Source organism: Nocardia yamanashiensis NBRC 100130, from assembly GCF_001613325.1.
Classification (GTDB): Bacteria; Actinomycetota; Actinomycetes; order Mycobacteriales; family Mycobacteriaceae; genus Nocardia; species Nocardia yamanashiensis.
Genome location: NZ_BDCD01000056.1, coordinates 1 through 15,659, shown reverse-complemented (window position 1 = coordinate 15,659; position 15,659 = coordinate 1). Strand labels below are relative to the sequence as shown.

Genomic DNA, 15,659 nt, shown 5'->3' with positions numbered 1-15,659 from the left:
TGCTTTTCCTGGCACAGGTTTTCACCATTTTCATCATGCACGACATGAGTGGAATCGGGGTGCGTCGATAATGACCGAACCTGTCGAGAACGTAACCAATGAAACCTTGGAAAGCATTGCGGTCAATGGGATGTGGGCCGACGGATTGACCTTCACGCCGGAGGTCGTCCAAGTGGCGCGGGCGCTGCTGGCGGCGGTGCGCGGGTCCGGGACGGCCGGGGCATTGCCGGCGGAACTGCAGGCGGTGGTGGACACCGTCCGGAGTGCGGCCGAAGTCGAGATCACGCAGATCAGCGGGGCCGAGGGCGTGCAACTCTCGGCATTGACGGTCAAACTGAACGGGCCCGAGCCGCGGCCGGTGGTGGTCGTGCCGGCGGGGTGGAGTCCGCTCGGCTGGCTGCCGTTCGTCTGGACCTACCTCATGCTGGCAGTGCGCGGATATCACGTATTGGCCTATACGCCCCGGGGGCTGGGTACGCCGGGCGAGATCCCCACGTCATCGGGATTCGTCGATGTCGCGGGTGAAAAAGACCGGGAAGACGGCGTTCTCGTACTCGATTACGCACGGGACCTGTTCCAGCCGAGTGCGTTCGGCATGCTCGGCGAATCCTACGGTTCCGGTCTCAGCCAGCTGATCGCCGCGACCGATCCGGCCCGCCGGGTGTCCGTGGTCGTGGCATTGAGCACCTGGGGCAATCTCGCAACGTCCCTGTACGCCAACCAGACTCGCCATCTGTCCGCCATGCAACTGCTGGTCGACTACACGGGCGGCAAACGCGAGGACAAGTTCGACCCGGACACGCTGCGCATTCTCGAGTACTTCGAAACCGGCACGCATATGGACGAAGTCGAGGCGTGGGGCGCGAAACGCTCCCCGGAAGCGTTCGTCGACGACACCAACGACCGGGGCATCGCCACCTTCTTCTCGAACACCTGGCACGAAACGCTGTTCCCGGCCAACGAGGTCCTGGAAACGTTCAACCGCCTGCACCCGCCCAAGCGGCTCAATATGTGGATCGGCAATCACGGCGCGCCGGAAGCGGCCGGGCTGGTCGGGATCCCGCTGGGCTTCCCCTTCCCGGGCCTGCTGAAGCCGATGAGCGAAGCCCTCGACTGGCTGGACCTGCACCTGAAGGGCACCGGCTCCGCCGAGCCGGAGACGGTGAGCAACCAGGTGATGTTCACCTACCAGACCCAGCCCATCGCGGGTGGCGGACAACGGATCACCGAACCCGCCCGCCGCGAAGCCCAGGCCGACTGGAACGACGTCAGTACCGAAACCGAACGCTGGTTCCTCGGCAATGGCGGCGGCACGGACGCCGTCCTCACACCGAAACCCGAATCCGGCTGGACGCGCAGCTTCACCGCCGGTGACACCGCGACCGCGGCGACCGCGGTCGCCGAGTTCCTGAAGACCGGGCAGCGGGAGTGCTACGGCACGCCGCAGACCTACCGGCTCGTAGAATTCGAGCGCGACCGCCTGCTCATCTGGCAGACCGAGGCGCTGGCCGGCGGCCGTCGCCTGCGCGGCATCCCGGCCCTGCAACTGTCGGTGAGCAGCACCGCGCCGGCCGCGACCCTGGTGGCCTACCTGTTCGATGTGGATGCCGACCACACGGCCCGCCTCATCACGCACGAGCCGTCGACTCTGCTCGATGTGACCCCGGGTGAGCCGCGCATCGTGCACTGGCAACTACAGGCGGCCTGCTACGACATCCCGGATGGCCATCGCCTCGCCTTGGTGGTCAACAGTTACGACAGCCTCTACTCGTACAGCCCGGACGGCACCACGACCATCGCATCGGCCGAGGACGGCGACTCGTATCTGGATATCGAACTGGGTTGAGCACCCACACCCGCTCGCGGGCTGCCCGGCAGCCCGCGGGCGCAGGCTCGATCCCTGACTGGTCGCGGTCCGTGGCCGCGTGATCTCACCCTCGGCGGGCGGAGCCGCCCCATCCGGACGCTCGTACGGTGGTTGACGTGTGATCGGAACACCGGCGGCTACGCGGGTGCCCGCCGGGCCGCCTCGAGCTGGACAGGAGGGATTCGAGTGATAGTGGATGTGCACGCGCACTACTGGACCGATGATTATCTGGATTTGCTGGTGGAGCTCGGCCATACCGACACCGACACCCAGCGCGGAATGGGCGCCGGCGGCGGCACCGAACTGGACGACCGGCTCGCCCTCATGGACCGCACCGGCGTGGATATCCAGGTGCTGTCGGCCGCGCCGCAGTTACCGTACGGCGCGGACCGGGCGAAGGCCGTCGCCGCGGCGCGTTTCGTGAACGATCAATACGCCCGGCTGGTCGCGCTGTACCCGGAGCGCTTCCTGGCCTTCGCCGCCACGCCCATGCCGCACGTCGAGGAGTCGATCGCCGAAATGGGCCGGGCCCTGGACGAATTGGGTATGGCCGGCGTGGTCATGAACACCACCGTGCTCAACCGCGCCCTGGTGGAACCGGAGTTCACGCCGATCTTCGAGGAACTGAACCGGCGGGCCGCGGTGCTGTACCTGCACCCCGCCGGGAACAGCGCCTGTTCACCGCTCATCCGCGACTATCAGATGACCTGGATGGCCGGTGCGCCGATCGAGGACACCATCAGCGTGCTGCAGCTGATCCTGCGGGGAATCCCATTGCGGTATCCCGATATTCGCATCATCAACTCGCACCTGGGCGGGGCGCTGCCGATGCTGTTGCAGCGCGCCGACAACCAATACCGCTGGGAGTCACCGCAATCGCCGGAACTGCCCAGCACCGTGGCCCGGCTGATGTGGTACGACACCGTCGGCCACGGCCACCTGCCCGCCCTGCGCGCCGCCCTCGATTCCTTCGGTGCGGACCGTTTGCTGCTGGGCACCGACTTCCCCTACGAGAACGGCAAGATCTTCGCCCGGGCCGTCAGCTATTTGAGCGACCCGACCATTCCGCCCGCCGCGGCACAGGCGATGCTGGAGGGGAATGCCGCACAGCTTTTCCACCTGAAGTGAACGTCCACGTCTACGAAAGGCACGGTCATGGCTGACAAACCGGCAATCGTCCTGGTGCACGGATTCTGGGGTGGCGCCGCCCATTGGGCGAAGGTCATCGTCGAATTGCGGCAGCGCGGCTACGGCGATCTGCACGCGGTGGAGAATCCGCTCACCTCGCTCGCCGACGACGCCGAACGCACCCGCAAAATGGTCGCCCAGGTCGACGGACCGGTGCTGCTGGTCGGGCATTCCTACGGCGGCGCGGTCATCACCGAGGCCGGCGATCAGCCGAATGTGGCGGGCCTGGTCTATATCGCGGCTTTCGCGCCCGACGCGGGGGAGAGCCCCGGTCAGATCAGCGAACAGCTGCCGCCCGCCGCGTTCGCCAATATCGCGCCCGACTCCGACGGTTACCTGTGGATCGCGCAGGACAAATTCCAGGAAAGCTTCTGCCAGGACCTCTCCGACGAGGAAGCCCTCGTCATGGCGGTCACCCAGAAAGCCCCGCTCGGGTCCACCTTCGGCGATACCGTGACCGCGCCCGCCTGGAAGGTCAAACCGACCTGGTATCAGGTGTCCACCGAGGACCGAATGATCAATCCCGACAATGAGCGGCGCATGGCGCAGCGCATGAATCCGCGCGCCCTCATCGAATTGCCCGCCAGCCACGCCTCATTGGCCTCGCAGGCGAAAGCGGTCACCGATCTGATCGACCAGGCCGCCACCGAACTGAGCTGACGGCGCTCGAGCCGCTCCGGACCGAATGTGAACAAATTCATCGCACCGTCCACGACCTGGTATTTGCGGTAGCGTTGCCAGCGGCGGTTGTGATGGGTCGGCATTCGGTCCGGAGGCTCGATGACCACCTCACAACGAACAACTTCTTGTCCCCGCTCGATATTGGAACGCGCGCAGCTGTGCCGGATACCGGCCCCGCATTGCGAACCCGTCGCCCGGCCCGAACTCGACGACCGGTTCGGCCCCGCGGCGCACGGCGCACGCGTGGTGGTGCTGGCGGCCCCGGCGGGCAGCGGTAAGACCGTCCTGCTGCACGACTGGCTGGCCCGGCGCACGGCGCACACGCCGGATACGGCGGTCGCCTGGCTGACCGTGACCCCGGCCCTCGATCGGGACTCCTCGCATTGGGTCGAACTGGCGGCGGCGCTGAGGGCGGCCCTCGGCACCCCGCCCCCGCCGCCGGAAACTGTCACCCCCGTGCACTACGCGACCCATCTCGCGGGAGTGCTGGCGGCACAGGCGATTCCGGCGGTGCTGGTGATCGACGACGCGCATCTGCTCACCAACTCCTACCTGCTGGCCGCGATCGAATACCTGATCCGGCACGCCCCGCCCACGGTGACGGTGGTGCTCGCAGGCCGCCACGAACCGCCGCTGCGCTGGCACGGACTGCATGTGCACGACCGGCTGACCCGGATCGACGCGAAAGATCTGGAACTGTCCGGATCGCAAGTGGCGCAACTGTTCCGGCAGCATCGCTGCGAACCCGGCGAGGCGGTGCTGGAACGCGTGCGCGAGATCAGCGGCGGCTGGGCGGTGGTGGTGCGGATCGCGGCGATCATGCTGGCCGCCGCACCCGATCCCGGCACCGCGCTGGCCGAACTGGCCCGGCCGGCGCAACCGGTGGTGGACTACCTACTCGGTGAGGTGCTGGCCGGACTGCCCTGGGACACCCGCGAATTCCTGATGCGCACCAGCATTTCGGCTCGATTCACCGAGGACCTCGCCATGGCGCTGCACGGCGGACGCACCCGCGAGATCCTCGGCGAACTGCTGCAACTCGGCATCCCGGTCACTCGCCGATCGGCCGCCGGGGAGGTCTGGTACGCCTACCATCCGCTGCTGCGGGCATACTTCGCGGCGGAACTCGAACAGCGCAATGCCGAAGAGGCCGGGCGGCTGCGGCAGCTCGAACGCGAATACCGGCGCGAGTTCCTGCGGGCGCGCGGCGCGGGCCTGGTACTGGACGGCCGCGGACCGGAACTGTTCGACACCGTGGCCGAACCCGGTTCCGCATTCGCCGAGGACCCGTACCTGTGGCGGCTGCGCAGCACCGACGCCCTCACCCGCGGCGCGTCCGGCCGGGCCGCCACCTACTCGGATTTCCAAGGCGGGCAGCCGCAATCGCCGTCGGAGATCGCCCCGCCCGCCTGGCTCGCGGCACTCGACTTCGCCATCGCCGCCGATATCGCCGTCACCACCGGCACCGGCGTGACCGACCTCGATCCCCTGGACGCCTACGCCGCCACCGGCAACAGCGATATCGACTGCTACGTCTACGTGCAGTACGGCACCGCCATGCTGTTGCAGGGACGCTTCGATCGGGCCGCCGCCCTGCTGAAGTCGGGCATCACCATCGCCGAACATTTCGCCCGCCCGCGCCTGATGCTGCTCGCCATGACCCGGCTGGCGGTCACCGTCGGCTACCAAGGGTCGATCACGGCCATGCGCGGGCTCGCCGACGAAGCCGTCGAATTCGCTCGCCGCCAAGGCATCACGGATTCGCCGGACACCCAGCGGGCGCTCATCGCGGCCGCGATGGGCCGGGTCATCCAGGGCGAGGACTGGGACCGGCGGATCGTCGGCGACCTGGCCGACGCGGCGGGCCTGCCCACCCCGCACGGCATGCCCGCCGACGCCCTGCCCACCGAGATAGACTGGCGGCTGCTGGCGGTCATCGCCGTCGGCGGCCGGGAAACATTGCACGCCTTGCGAACCGGTCTGCTCGACCTGCTGCGCCGCGGCCCGCAACCGCCCACCGGCGCGGGCCTGCTGCTGGATGCCACGGTGGCGCGGCTGGCGCGGTCCCGGGAGATCGCGGCGGCGGCGGAAACGGTGGCGGTGGCGCGGCAGGCGCTCGGCGAGACCGCCGAGGTGACGGTGGCCCAGGCCATGCTCAGCGCGGCCGCGCATCAGACCCGTTCGACGCGCGCCGTACTGGAACCCCTGCTGTGGTACGGGGATTCGGCGCATCCGATGACCCTCGTCACCGGCTGGCTGCTCTATGCCGAGGCCCAGCATCGGCTCGGCGCGTTCACCAAGACGGTCGAGGCGCTGCGGGCCGCGCTCGCCCTGTCCGCGCCCGAACGGGTGATCCGGCCCTGGCTCAACAATCCGATGTCCATCGAACTCCTCGATATCCACAGCGGACGATTCGGCGCCGGTGAGGATTTCGCCGAGGTGATCCGGCACCATCCGGCGGCGGTGCGCGACTTTCCGGCGCCCGGTCTCACCGAGTCGGAACTGCTTGTGCTCCAGCAGCTTCCGTCCGGTCGTACCGGCGCCGAGATCGCCGCCGACCTGGGGGTGTCCATCAATACTGTCAAGACCCATCTGCGCAGCGTCTATCTCAAGCTGGGCGCGAACAGCCGCGGCCAGGCCATCACGCGCGGGCGGGCGGCCGGGCTGCTGTGAGTCACGGGCGGCCGGCTCGCACCATCACCCCCGTGGCGCGTGGCGGGCGCGCCCACCGCGCGGCCAGACTCGGGGTACGGATGTCCGCCCGGCGGCTGGGGCATGATGGTGCTGCCGCCGAGGAAGCCCCGATTCGAAGGGAGCGTTTCGATCGATGCCGCGACAGCCGGGCGCGACGCCGCGCCTGCTCGGCCGCAAAGCCGAACAGGACCGCCTCGACCAGCTCATCGCGGCGGCCCGGGACGGGGCCGGAGCGGCATTGGTGCTGGTCGGTGAACCGGGCATCGGGAAGACGGTGCTGCTGGACTACGCTGTCGCCCGCGCCGCCGGGTTCCGGGTGCTGAGCTGCCGGGGCGTGCCGAGCGAGACCGAAGTGGCGTTCGCGGCGCTGCACGAGCTGCTGTGGCCGGTGCTGGACCGGGTGGACGGATTGCCCGCCGCGCAGGCCAGCGCCCTGCGCGGAGCCCTCGGGCTGGCCGAGCCGGAGGGCGGGCCGCTGCTCATCGGGGTGGCGGTGCTGACGCTGCTGTCCGAACTCGCGGAACGGCAGCCGGTGCTGGCCGTCGTGGACGATCTGCATCTGCTCGATGCCGCGAGCCGCACCTGCCTGACCTTCGTGGCCCGGCGCACCGCCGCCGACCCGATCCTGATGCTGTTCGCCGCCCACCCCGGGACGGCCGGTCCGGCACAGTCGCTGCCGCTGCTCCCGGTGCCGGAACTCGATCGGGTGAGCGCGGAACAGCTGGTAGCGCAGCAGAACCCGAACCTCAGTCCCTTGCGGATGCGGCGGCTGCTGCGGCTCACCGCCGGCAATCCGCTGGCCCTGGTGGAACTGAGCCGGGGCGCGGGACGCGAGCTCGGACCGGCGGCCGATCGGCGACCCGAGCTGGGGCCGCGGCTGCGCGACGCCTTCGAGGTGGCATTCCGGCATCTCACGGCGGGTCAATTCACCGCCTTGCTGGTGGCCGCCGCCGAGGACGGTGGCGACACCGCCATTTTGCTCAGCGCGGCCCACACGCTGGGCGTCTCCGACGATGACTGGCAGGCCGCACTGGAATCCGGTCTGATACGGGCCGAAGAAGGCCGAATCACGGTGCGCCACCCCTTGATTCGAGCCGCCGTCCTCGAATCCGCCAACCCGTCCGCCCGCCGATCCGCCCACGCCGCCCTGGCGGCCGTACTCGCCGACTCCGACCCCGACCGCAGCGCCTGGCATCTCGCCGAAGCCGCCGACAAACCCGACGAGGCCATCGCCGTCGCCCTCGACGCCGTCGCCGAACGCGCCTGGGCCCGTGGCGGTCTGATCACCGCCGCCCGCACCCTGCGCCGCGCCGCCGCCCTCTCCCCGGATACCGCATCCGCCGCCCTCCGCCTCTCCCGCGCCGCGCGTGCCGCGTGGGACAGCGGTGACGTCGAAACCGCTCGCGAACTCCTCACCGCTGCCGGCGACCGCGCCGATCCGGAAGAGGTATCCATCGCCGGCGGCGGTCTGGCCGGAATGTTCGAACTGGGCCAAGGCAATCCGGAACGTGCCCGCCAACTCCTCAGCCGCGACGCCGCCCGCGTGGAGCCGAGGTTCCGTGCCGAACTGCGCCACGGCGTCACCCGCGCCGAATGGGTCGTCGGCGACCCGATGTCCCGCGCTCAACTCACCGAACTGGCCGCGGCGGAGCGGACCGCCGGTGGGGAGGGGGAGTCGTTGCCGCCGTGGCGGTTACCGGTGGCCGATATCGCCATGTTGCTCGGGACCGAGGTGCAGGCGCTGGCGTTGTATCGGGACGGGCTGGAGCGGCTGCGGACCGAGGGACCGATCAGCTGGCTCGGGTACACGCTCGGGCAGCGTTCGTGGCTGCATTTCGTGACCGGCCGGTGGGACGACGCGCTGACCGATACCGCGGAGGCATTGCGCTTGGCGGTGGATTTCACCGGGCGCAAGACCGTGGCGGACGCCTATCTGACGATGGCGTTCATCGCGGCGCTGCGGGGCGACTCGGCCGCCGTGAGCGAATTCGCTGGGCGGGTGCTGGAATTCGCGGAACCGCGCCGGTATTTCCCGTCCACGGCGGCCGCGTATTGGTGCCGGGGATTGCATGCGCTCGGCGCGGATCGCACCGAGGACGCCTGCGAGTTGTTCGACTCGATCGCCACTCCGGGCCATCCGGCGCACCATCCGACCATCGAGGCGCTGAGCGCCGGGGACGCGATCGAGGCGGCGGTGCGGTCCGGGCGGCCGGAACGGGCTGCCCGGTATCTGGAAACCCTGGTGGCGCAGGCCGACCACACCGGCGCGGCCTGGGCGCGGGCCGACGCCGAGCTGGGCCGGGCCTTGCTCGCCGCCGGAGCCGAGGCCGACGCACACTTCGCGGCGGCCATCGAAATCGCGCCGGTGCAACGCCCTTTCGTGCACGCGCGGTACCGGCTGGCCTACGGCGAATGGTTGCGCCGCGCCCGCCGCCGCCGGGACGCACAGCAGCAACTACGCGCCGCGCTGCGGGTCTTCGACGGTTTCGGCGCGCTGCCCTGGGCGGCGCGCGCCGCCCGCGAGCTCACCATGGCCGGGGACCGGCAGGCGGTGACGGCCGACGCACCCCCGGCGCTACTGACCGCGCAAGAACTCCAGGTCGCCAAGCTGGCCGCGACGGGGCTCACCAACCGCGAGATCGCCGCGCGCCTGCTGATCAGCCCGCGCACCGTGGGTCACCACCTGTCGAGCGTCTTCCAGAAGCTCGGCCTGGCCCGGCGCGAACAGCTGGCCGCCATCGATTTCGAGCACGGGTTCCGGCTGTCGCTCTGAACCCCGCTGGGCAGCGGACGGGCCGCCCAGGTGGCGGTCGTGATCGGTCATCGACGGGGCGGACGGCCCTCCGCTGTGCCACCATCCTGCGGTTTTCCCGCCGCGGTCCGCGAGCCGATGACCTATGCCGTGACGGATACGAACGCCGCGCGTGCGGGTTCACCCCGGCGAGGCGATGGCAACCGCCCGCGACCTCGGCAGAGTCAGCGTGGCCCGCGATCGCGCCCTGGTGCGGCCGAATCAGGACACGCTCTGCTCCAGGCGTGGCTGGATCTGCGGGACGGGCCGGTGGTGCTGCAGGTCCCGGCCATGGGATCGCGCTATTGGCTGATGGAAACCACCGGTGCGGGCAACCCGCCCGCTCTCCAGCGGTTCGCCACCCTCGGCCTCACCCCGGGCGGCGATTCCGCCCGCATCCCGCCGATGTGCTGAGCGGGCCGTCGCCGACGGTTTCCTGATCCCGAACGCCGCGGGCGTCTACTCTGTCGGACATCAGCAGCCCGTCGTCCGCAACCCGGACGGCAGCGTCGACATCCTGGTCCAAACCGTCCAGCCCGCACCGGAAGTCGCCGCCGCCAACTGGCTGCCCATCCCCGAACACGGCGCTTTCACACTGACCATGCGCCTCTACGCACCCCAGCCCGCCGCGATCGACCACACCTGGACGCCGCCGCCGCTCCGCCCCTCCTGACAGGTAGTACCGGCTGGGCCGCAACGGTTTCGGCGGACCGCGCATTTCCCGCACCACCCCGATCGCACGCCACTGTTTCAGATGTTGCTGCACTCGCGAACTTTTCGCTCCTGAAAGCTTCTGTTGCAACTGCAATTTCATTTGTCGCTCGCAATTGTCGTCGTCGAGGACGGCTCATGCCGACGTTGCGACATGTTGTGCCAGAAAGGGATTCACGGGGGTAAAGTCCCTGGTGTTGACATGACACTCGAATAGCGGGCCGGAAACTCGAAATGTTCCCGGGCCGTTGCCCATTCCGCCGTGCGCCGCTGGGAAGGGCGGAGCCGGTATCAACTTGTTGCGTATGGAGGCGAGACCAGAGCATGACGGCGTCCGAAGAGGAGCAGCAGATCCGCGAGCTCGTCGCCCGGCTGGCCGACAAATTCCCGCACCTCGCGACCGGGGTGGTCGGCGAGGAAGTGCGCGGAATCCATCGCGAATTCGTCGATCACCGGGTGCGGGAATTCATCCCGCTGCTGGTCGAACGGATCGCGGAAAGGCAGCTACGCCGGCGGATGGCCTATCGCGCTCCCGCGGCCGCCGTCGCGCCCAGAACTCCGCCGAGAACGGTGTCGTCCATGCTGCCCGGTATGGTTCAGGCCCAAGGCAATTCGGCCCGGGTGCGCCAGTAGGTCTCGGCGGGTTCGGCCAGGGTCTCCAGTGCGGTGCGGTCGGCGGGGGTGAGTTCGAGCGCGGCGGCGGTGAGGTTGGACTCCAGCTGATCGATGGTCGCCGCGCCGGACAGCACGATGCCGGCCCAGGGCTGGGCGGCGGCCGCGGCCAGCGCCACCGCATCGCGCTGCGCGCCGACGCGCTCGGCGACGGCGCGCAGCGCGGCGGTATCGGACCCGGTGGCATTGCGGCCGGCCAGGCGGCCATTGGCCATGGCCTCCTTCACCACCACCAGCCAGCCCGCCGAATCCGCTTCCGCCAGCGCCGATCCCGCGGAGGTCTCCAGCAGATTCCAGGTGGCCTGCACGGCCGAGAACAGCGGCTGCCCGTCCACCTCGACCGCCAGCGCCGCCCGCACCGTCCGCGCCTGCGCGGGCCCGCTGGTCGACAACCCGACCCGCACTCCCTCGGCGGCGAGCGCCGCCAGCCGCGCGTGCAGCACGGGATCGGTGAGCGCCGGACTGTCCGGCGTGACCGAATGGATCAGATACACATCCAGGTGCCGCCCCAATCGGGCGCGGGTCTCCCGGATCTGACGATCGAACACCGCGACACTGTGCTCCTTGACCTCGTGCACCGGCACGCCCGAGGTCTGCCAATCGGCGGTGTAGGTGTAGCCCCATTTGCTGCCGATCTGCGCCCCGGCCGCGACTTCGGGCCGCGCCGAGAGCCATTCGCCGACGAACTCCTCGGCCCGCCCGTACGACCGCGCGGTATCGAAGTACCGCACGCCCGCCGCCCACGCCGCATCGAGCAGGGCGTGTGTCCGCGCCCGCAGGGCCGCCACCGATCGATCGGCCGGCAAATCCAGCTCACGCCCCAGCGTGATGTACCCCGGCCGCCCCACGGCGGCCGTACCCAACCCGAATCGGGCGATCGACGAACGGACGGTTGCTCCGGAAGCATTGGGAACTGGCATGCCTAGAGCGTTTCACGACCCCATACATGCCGACCGGTCTACTCTGGTCATGTCTTGCACATGACTGCCGAGATGCTCGGAGGCATACATGACCACAATGGAAATGCCGCACGTCAGCGAATGCACAGTCAGCAATTGCTCCTACAACCACGACGGTTGTCACGCCTACGCCATCAATGTCGCCGACCATGACGGCGGCGCCGACTGCGGCACCTTCATCGCCCTGTCGACCAAGGGCGGCCTGGACACCGTGACCAGCATGGTCGGCGCCTGCCAGCGCGCGGACTGCACCCACAACCAGGGCCTCGAATGCTCCGCCGGTGACATTCGCGTCGGCCCGGGCATGGGCGAACACGCCGCCCGCTGCCTGACCTACAGCACCCGCTGACCCCGCCGCGGACCGAGGCGACGACCTTCCGGCCGTCGCCTCGCACCTATGCGAACCGCTGCACGAACTTCAGGCTCGTCTCGGCCACATCGCGCCAGCCGCTGTCGATGGTGAGCGCGTGGCCCCGCCCCGGGATCTCGACGAATTCGGTGACGTCGGAGTTCTTCTGCTGCTGGTGGTAGGTGGCTTCGGAGATCGAACGCGGAACCGTGTTGTCCTTCTCCCCGGAGATGATCAGCATCGGGCCGCGCTCGGGATTGCCGGTGTCCACCTTGGCTTCCGACCAGGGGTTGAGATTCGCCGCGGCGGCTTGGAACAGCGGAGCGCCCGGCGCCGGGACGGCGAAGGTGTCGTACAGCTGCTGGGCTTCCTCAGCGGGAACGGCATTGGCGAACCCGAACCGGAACTGATCGAAGGTCAACGGCACCGCCCGATGCCGGTTGGCCGGATTGTGCAGCACCGGTGCGGCCGAGCGCAGCGCCGAGATCGGCAAGGGCAGCACGCCGCGGAACGGCGCCGGATCGATCGCGACGGAGGCCAGCGACAGCCCGCGGCCGGCGACGATCTGGGTGAGCAGACCGCCGAAGGAGTGACCGATCACGGCCGGTTTGCGCGACAGGGACCCGATGACCTCCGCGACATGGTCGGCGACCTGGCCGATCGTCTTGTTCGCGAACACTTCCGGATGCTCGTGCGCCGCGGCGACGGTTTCCGGGTCATCGGGCCAGTTCGCGGTCACCGGCGCGTACCCGGCTTCGATGAACAGCTCCGCCCATCGATCCCAGCTGCTGGCCAGCAGCCACAGCCCGTGCACGAAGACGACCGGCGTCCGGTCGCTCTCATTGGCGCGGGCGATCTGCGCCAGGGTGTGTTCGTCGATAGACGACGTGGTCATGGTGACTCCTAACCGGCCGGACGATCGTTCGTTGTCCACTGAGGTGGCACGGTAGGAGCTCCCGGATCGGCGAGCCGGCGTACCGGCCGGATCGTGCACGGTGGGAACAGCCGCGGATCGGGTTCTGCACTGCCGGAACAGGTTCTACGATCGATGCGGAGGTGGGGCATGGTCGTGCTGCTGGATACCGGGTCGCTGCCCTGGGCCGATCGGGTGGCCGCGGTGGACGCCGCGCTCTCCGATCGGGAGATACCCGCGATTCAACGGTTCGCGCCGTATCGCGGTGAGCTGTGGCATCGGCTCACCGTGTGGGATCTGGGCCAGGGGGTGCACGCGACGCGGGTGGACGGCACCGGCATGCGGGTGACCCGGGGACCGAAACAGGTGCGCGCGGCCGCGCCGGAACGGGTCGGGCTCGGGCTGCAATTGCGGGCCCCCGCGACCTTCGCGCACTGCGGGGTCGATCACGTGGTCGGGGTGGGCGACCTCGAATTGACCGATGGCACCAGCGCATCCGACTACGAGTGGCGCGGCATCGGCGGCACCAAAGTGGTGATCCTCGATTACACCCTGCTCGGGCTGCCGATCGACACCGTGCGCAGCGCGGCGACCAGGCTCCGGGCCAGCCCGCTCTACGGCTTGGTGGCCGCCATATCGCCGCACTCGGCGAAGAAGGCGAGATTCCGGCGGGGCCTGCGCGAATCATGGTCGAATCGGCCACGATTCAGCTGGTGCGGGCGCTGATCACCACCGCGGCCGATACCCGCGGGCAGCACGACGATCTGCGCGAGAGCCTGGCGGTGCGCTTGACCGCGTATGTCGAACGGCGGCTGGGGGATCCGGCGCTCACGCCCGGGCAGGTCGCGGCGGCGCATCACATCTCGGTGCGGCAGTTGTACAACGTGTGGTCCGCCGCGCACGGCGTGCCGATCGGGGAATGGATCATGACGACCCGGCTGGAGGGCGCGCGGGCGGAACTGGCGCGCGGCGGGCGGGCCGTGCCGATCGGGCAGGTCGCCGTGCGCTGGGGGTTCGTCAACCCGGCGCACTTCTCCCGGCGTTTCCGTGCCGCGTTCGGTGTGTCGCCGCGGGCGTGGCAGTGGGCGCACAGCGAGACGGGAAGCTCGGCCGGCTGAGCTGCGCCGGGTCGGTGCGCCGGCTTTCTCACCCGCTATGGATGACACTCCGAGCCGGACGGCGGAGTCCACTGGTTGAGGCTTCGGAAGCCCCCAGCGGGAACCCGTCGTCTCGGATTGCGAGGACCGTCGATGTCACGGACAACCATGCCCGGTAGAGAGCGGGCGGTGCGGCCCAGTCGGGAACAGAGCGTGGCGCTGGGGAAGGCAGCGCGGGCGGTGGCGCCACGATCCGGGCACTGCGAGTTCCGGGCCGGGCGGGTACGCGCGGACCCCCTGGCGCTGCTGGAAGGGCAAGGGACCGTACGGGTTCCGGAGTTGCTGCCGATCCGGTATGGGCGCATGGCGGCCTCGGCGTTCGCGTATTTCCGCGGGGCAGCCCTGCCGATGGCGAGCGATCTGGCCGGAACGCCGGCCACCGGGCTGACGGTGCAGGCGTGCGGAGACGCGCATCTGGCGAACTTCGGGTTGTTCGCCTCGCCGGAGCGGCGGCTCGTGTTCGATATCAACGACTTCGACGAGACCCTGCCCGGACCGTGGGAGTGGGATGTCAAACGGCTCGCCACCAGCCTGGAGATCGCCGGGCGAGCCAACGAGTTCACGCCGGGGGAATGCGCGCGGATCGTGGAAGCGGCGGTGCGGGCGTACCGGCTGGCCATGCGGCGGTTCGCGGACATGGGGACCCTGGAGGTCTGGTACGCCCGCGCCGATATCGACAGCCTGGAATCGCTGACCGCGGTGCGGCTGCGGCATGCCCAGCGCAAGCGCCTGGCGCGCAGTTCGGCGAAAGCGCGGAGCAAGGACAATCTCGGGGCGCTGGAACGCTTCGCCGTGGTGACCGACGACGGGGTGCGCCTGGAATCGGAACCGCCACTGGTGGTGCCGATCTCGGAACTGTTCGACGACCCGGCCGAGAGCGAGGAACTGCGCGAGCGGCTGCGCTATCTGCTCGCGGACTACCGGGCCAGTCTCGGCCCCGAACGCCGCCTGCTGCTGGATCGGTTCGTGCTCGCCGATATGGCGCGCAAGGTGGTCGGCGTGGGCAGCGTCGGCACCCGGTCCTGGATGCTGCTGCTGCTCGGCGACGACGGCGACACCGGCCTGGACCCATTGTTCCTGCAGGCCAAGGAGGCCGGGCCGTCGGTGCTCGAGGCGTACACGGGGCCCAGCGAATTCGACAATTGCGGGCAGCGCGTGGTGGTCGGGCAGCGGTTGATGCAGGCCGTCAGCGATATCTTCCTCGGCTGGGTGCGGGTGCCGGGCAGCGACGGGCGGCTCCGGGACTTCTACGTGCGGCAATTGCGGGATTGGAAGGGCTCGGCCGAGGTGGATGCCATGGTGCCGCGCGGGATGCGGGCCTACGGCGAACTGTGCGGGTGGACGCTGGCGCGGGCGCACGCCAGATCCGGCGATCGCATTGCCATCGCGGCCTATCTGGGGGCCGGCCGGTCCTTCGATCGGGCGGTGCGCGCGTTCGCCGAGGCGTACGCCGACCAGAACGAACGTGACCACCGGCAGCTCGTCGATGCCATCGCCGCCGGCCGGGTGCCCGCCCAGCCGGGGATCTGACGGCGCGATCCGATGAGCGCCCCGGAAACCGACGCCCTCGCCCGGCGGATCGCGGCGATGATCGCACTGGTCGCGGTGGTGCTGACCGTGGCGCTGGCGGTCGCGATGGTGATCGAGCGGTTCCCGCGCGGGCTCGGCGTGTTCTGC

At 69.6% G+C, this 15,659-nt stretch carries 14 protein-coding genes; 12 read left to right on the top strand and 2 right to left on the bottom strand.

Going from position 1 to position 15,659, the window contains the following annotated elements:
- Positions 1–70 precede the first annotated feature (70 nt).
- The 8 genes from NY1_RS40460 (at position 71) to NY1_RS40435 (ending at position 10,565) form a co-directional block, all read left to right on the top strand.
- Positions 71–1,846, top strand: coding sequence for a CocE/NonD family hydrolase C-terminal non-catalytic domain-containing protein (locus NY1_RS40460; protein WP_067723190.1), 1,776 nt, complete (start codon positions 71–73; stop codon positions 1,844–1,846).
- A gap of 207 nt (positions 1,847–2,053) precedes the next feature.
- Positions 2,054–2,995 (top strand): amidohydrolase family protein, encoded by a 942-nt coding sequence (locus tag NY1_RS40455; protein WP_067723188.1) that lies wholly within the window; start codon positions 2,054–2,056, stop codon positions 2,993–2,995.
- Between the two features lie 27 nt (positions 2,996–3,022).
- Entirely contained in the window at positions 3,023–3,715 is a 693-nt protein-coding gene (locus NY1_RS40450) for an alpha/beta hydrolase (protein WP_067723174.1), read from the top strand.
- A 120-nt stretch (positions 3,716–3,835) separates the two neighbouring features.
- Positions 3,836–6,409: a winged helix-turn-helix domain-containing protein gene (locus NY1_RS40445; RefSeq protein WP_084536298.1), complete on the top strand. Its 2,574-nt coding sequence runs from the start codon at positions 3,836–3,838 to the stop codon at positions 6,407–6,409.
- A 154-nt stretch (positions 6,410–6,563) separates the two neighbouring features.
- On the top strand, positions 6,564–9,203 hold the full coding sequence (locus NY1_RS45280) for an AAA family ATPase (RefSeq protein WP_084536297.1): 2,640 nt from the start codon (positions 6,564–6,566) through the stop codon (positions 9,201–9,203).
- 117 nt (positions 9,204–9,320) lie between these two features.
- On the top strand, positions 9,321–9,635 hold the full coding sequence (locus NY1_RS45505) for a DUF1254 domain-containing protein (RefSeq protein WP_084536296.1): 315 nt from the start codon (positions 9,321–9,323) through the stop codon (positions 9,633–9,635).
- Positions 9,547–9,894: a DUF1214 domain-containing protein gene (locus tag NY1_RS42510; RefSeq protein ID WP_084536295.1), complete on the top strand. Its 348-nt coding sequence runs from the start codon at positions 9,547–9,549 to the stop codon at positions 9,892–9,894. The genes NY1_RS45505 and NY1_RS42510 overlap by 89 nt, the downstream gene beginning before the upstream one ends.
- 362 nt (positions 9,895–10,256) lie before the next feature.
- The gene (locus NY1_RS40435) at positions 10,257–10,565 is read left to right on the top strand and encodes a three-helix bundle dimerization domain-containing protein (RefSeq protein ID WP_067723171.1); all 309 of its coding nucleotides are present in this window, start codon (positions 10,257–10,259) and stop codon (positions 10,563–10,565) included.
- Here the strand turns inward: NY1_RS40435 and NY1_RS40430 are convergent.
- Positions 10,529–11,524 (bottom strand): aldo/keto reductase, encoded by a 996-nt coding sequence (locus NY1_RS40430; protein ID WP_067723169.1) that lies wholly within the window; start codon positions 11,522–11,524, stop codon positions 10,529–10,531. The two genes, NY1_RS40435 and NY1_RS40430, sit on opposite strands and share 37 nt — an antisense overlap.
- A gap of 88 nt (positions 11,525–11,612) precedes the next feature.
- Between NY1_RS40430 and NY1_RS40425 the strand changes: the two genes are divergently transcribed.
- The gene (locus tag NY1_RS40425; RefSeq protein ID WP_067723167.1) at positions 11,613–11,912 is read left to right on the top strand and encodes a DUF1540 domain-containing protein; all 300 of its coding nucleotides are present in this window, start codon (positions 11,613–11,615) and stop codon (positions 11,910–11,912) included.
- Positions 11,913–11,958: 46 nt separating this feature from the next.
- Here NY1_RS40425 and NY1_RS40420 read toward each other — a convergent pair whose 3' ends face one another.
- Positions 11,959–12,807 carry an alpha/beta hydrolase gene (locus tag NY1_RS40420; RefSeq protein WP_067723165.1) on the bottom strand — a complete coding sequence of 283 codons (849 nt, stop codon included), beginning with the start codon at positions 12,805–12,807 and terminating at the stop codon, positions 11,959–11,961.
- Between the two features lie 168 nt (positions 12,808–12,975).
- Here NY1_RS40420 and NY1_RS40415 point away from each other — a divergent pair, with 168 nt between their 5' ends.
- The 3 genes from NY1_RS40415 (at position 12,976) to NY1_RS40405 (ending at position 15,512) form a co-directional block, all read left to right on the top strand.
- Positions 12,976–13,551 carry a hypothetical protein gene (locus NY1_RS40415; protein ID WP_067723159.1) on the top strand — a complete coding sequence of 192 codons (576 nt, stop codon included), beginning with the start codon at positions 12,976–12,978 and terminating at the stop codon, positions 13,549–13,551.
- A complete protein-coding gene (locus NY1_RS40410; protein WP_067723157.1) occupies positions 13,512–13,943 on the top strand; it encodes a helix-turn-helix transcriptional regulator in 432 nt (143 codons plus the stop codon). The genes NY1_RS40415 and NY1_RS40410 overlap by 40 nt, the downstream gene beginning before the upstream one ends.
- A 132-nt stretch (positions 13,944–14,075) precedes the next feature.
- Positions 14,076–15,512, top strand: a complete 1,437-nt coding sequence (locus NY1_RS40405) for a DUF2252 domain-containing protein (RefSeq protein ID WP_067723155.1) — start codon at positions 14,076–14,078, stop codon at positions 15,510–15,512.
- Positions 15,513–15,659 lie beyond the last annotated feature (147 nt).